This window comes from Pseudomonas sp. P20 (genome assembly GCF_016463925.1).
GTDB lineage: Bacteria > Pseudomonadota > Gammaproteobacteria > Pseudomonadales > Pseudomonadaceae > Pseudomonas > Pseudomonas aeruginosa.
Genome location: NZ_JAEMVM010000051.1, coordinates 1 through 1,646, shown reverse-complemented (window position 1 = coordinate 1,646; position 1,646 = coordinate 1). Strand labels below are relative to the sequence as shown.

The window sequence follows — 1,646 nt, the reverse complement described above, 5'->3', positions numbered from 1 at the left end:
CTGGTCATGACGATCCCGTTGTTCCTGATGGCCGCGTTCACCGGCCTGGTGGACGGCCTGGTGCGCCGGGACCTGCGCAAGTTCGGCGCCGGCCGGGAGTCCAGCTACCTCTACCACAAGGCGCGCGGCAGCATCATTCCGCTAGCGGTCGTCCCTTGGACGCTCTACCTGGCAATCCCCATCAGCATCAACCCCTTGCTCATCCTGCTGCCCTGCGCCGCGCTGCTCGGCGTAGCGGTATGCATCACAGCATCCACCTTCAAAAAGTACCTGTAGGAGACACGCCTTACATAGCGCACCATGAGCCGAGCCGCTCACAGAGCTAAGCTGTAACGCTCCCGCCTATTCTAAGCTCCATCTTCCGGCGATGGAGCCGCAGGGGCGACGTCGCCACACTGGACAGCCTTGAGAATGCGTTCAAAAAGGGAACGCTCGGCATCAATCGCTGGACGACACTGATGCAGCTGCCAAAACGCAGAAAGAAAACCACTGGCTGCATGGCTAACAGCGGTTAGAATGGTCACTACTTGGCTTTCCGTGCCATTTTGAAAACCCTCAACCGTCATGTCTCCTGGGTTATGTGCGCTCATGAAATAGCTCATACCGTAAACAGAACCATGTATAATTTCAGAAGAGATGGCATATATAAGCCCATACGCGCCGAGCAAGGCTCCACCAGAAGACTGAACGCTCCTTCCAATCCGATCAATTTTTGACGGTGCATCGAGAGTGCTCCAAGACCCTCTTCCTTTTCCAGAAAACTCAGGAAAAAGCCTCGCTGCCGCTTCCTGTGGATCGCTACAAGAGCTCAAACTGAATGTAAACTTTCCAGTGCCAACCACTCGATTCGTATGCCTCCAAGCTGCGTAGTCTTTATGTTTCAAAGCACGCTGAGCAATGTCGACCGGTTGTGTTATAAAGAAAGCTGCATTGATAAAACCTTCAACCACACTCCGCGCAACTGGGTACAGATCGCGAACAGGTATGCCTCGCTCCTCTGAGCTTTTTAGGATTGTATTCAAGGACTGGCCGGCCCCTAAACACGTAGCGCTCGCTGCTCGAACCTGATCCCACTTTAAAACACATTTAATTTCTTGGCCTCGGAAAACAGTCGGCCCCTGCGACATAACCCAAAGAGCTAGACGTAAAAGCTCTTGCTGTTCCTTGATAACCCTACAAAGCTCGTAGATCGCTTTAGTGTTCGCGTTCATATCTGCTCCACTTTAAACTTGATGAAAAATATTCCAACCTACTTTAATCGAATACTAACAAAATAAAGCAACCCGCCGAGCTTACTCTAAAGTGCGACACCGTGCGATAACCGATAAACGCGATGTAGTTTCACAGGTCTTGCAAAAAAAATTCCGAAGCACCCAGTCCTAATATTTTCGCTTGAGGCCCTCCCCTGCTCCTGAAACCGTGCGGTTTACTCGAACCACCCCAGGAGCACGTCATGAAGCAGACCTTCGAATATCACATTGAGAATATCGACCTCCCCTACCAGGACCTTCCCCAATCCGTGAGGCTGCTTGGACGCCAACGACGCACAGACAAAGCTCTGGAGCCGGACATGAATGCTCTGCTGGGCGATCCTCTCCGCTGGGAGAAGGTGCAGCGCCTCGGTCAGGAAGGCTGGGAGCTGGTGA

General features: G+C 52.6%; 2 protein-coding genes and 1 pseudogene. 2 read left to right on the top strand and 1 reads right to left on the bottom strand.

The window, feature by feature from the left end; translation table 11 throughout:
- Positions 1–276, top strand: a 276-nt coding sequence (locus tag JHD77_RS30465; protein WP_110644172.1) for a TIGR03747 family integrating conjugative element membrane protein, incomplete at its 5' end; no start/stop codon positions are given.
- A 71-nt stretch (positions 277–347) separates the two neighbouring features.
- Here the strand turns inward: JHD77_RS30465 and JHD77_RS30460 are convergent.
- Entirely contained in the window at positions 348–1,211 is an 864-nt protein-coding gene (locus tag JHD77_RS30460; RefSeq protein WP_071547486.1) for a DUF5677 domain-containing protein, read from the bottom strand.
- A 242-nt stretch (positions 1,212–1,453) separates the two neighbouring features.
- On the opposite strand from JHD77_RS30460, the pseudogene JHD77_RS30455 reads away from it, so the two are divergent.
- Positions 1,454–1,646 (top strand): annotated as a pseudogene (locus JHD77_RS30455) (hypothetical protein); the annotation flags it as partial.

Excerpts from the sequence above, each read along its gene's own strand:
- JHD77_RS30460 (WP_071547486.1), bottom strand. The coding sequence starts at position 1,211 with ATGAACGCGAACACTAAAGCGATCTACGAGCTTTGTAGGGTTATCAAG.